Genomic DNA, 970 nt, shown 5'->3' with positions numbered 1-970 from the left:
ATTGACATCGTGACGCGCTCGAAACTGCGCGGGCGGGGCGGGGCGGGGTTCGGGACCGGGCAGAAATGGAGCTTCGTGCCACGGGAGCCTGCATCCGCGCGCCGCAAATACCTCATCGCCAATGCTGATGAAATGGAACCCGGCACCTTCAAGGACCGGTGGCTCATGGAAGGCAACCCGCTCCAGCTTGTCGAGGGGATGATCATCGCCGCCTACGCCGTGCAGGCCGGGCATGGCGTCATTTTCCTGCGCGGGGAATACCATCTGGCCTGCGCGCGCCTGCAACAGGCCATAGGCGAGGCCCGGCGGCAGGGCTGGCTGGGGGAGAACATCCTGGGTTCCGGCTTCGGTTTCGACATCCACATCCACACCAGCGCCGGACGCTACATATGTGGTGAGGAAACCGCCCTGCTGACCGCGCTGGAGGGCCGCCGCGCCACCCCGCGCAGCAAGCCCCCCTTCCCGCAGACCGGCGGGTTATGGGGCGCGCCAAGCGTCGTGAATAATGTCGAGACCCTGAGTAACCTGCCCCACATCATCACCAACGGGGCGGACTGGTTTCTCGCCCTGGGCAGGGGGGAGGATGGGGGCACCAAGATCTATGGCGTAAGCGGCCGGGTCCGGCGGCCCGGCGCATGGGAACTGCCCATGGGCACGCCCCTGCGCCAGATTATCGAGGAACATGCCGGTGGCATGCGCCCCGGCTACACGCTGCGCGCGCTACTGCCCGGTGGGGCCTCCACCGCGTTCGTGGATGCGACGGCGCTGGATGTGCCCATGAATTATGGCGCGATGGAAAAGGCCGGAAGCCGCCTTGGCACCGGCATGGCCATCATCCTGGATGACCGGACCTGTCCCGTCGGCATGCTCCACAATCTGGAACATTTCTTCGCACAGGAATCATGTGGGTGGTGCACGCCCTGCCGCGATGGCCTGCCATGGGTGGAGCGCCTTCTGGCCGCGATCGAGG

General features: G+C 66.3%; 1 protein-coding gene. It reads left to right on the top strand.

Annotation, left to right across the window (positions count from 1 at the left end; genetic code table 11):
• Positions 1–970 (top strand): complex I 51 kDa subunit family protein (locus JCM25156_RS18165; protein WP_025814257.1); only part of this gene is annotated, 970 nt, incomplete at both ends.

This window comes from Komagataeibacter kakiaceti JCM 25156 (assembly GCF_000613305.1).
Note: the sequence above shows the minus strand (reverse complement) of the source record. Positions and strands in the feature narration are given on the sequence as shown.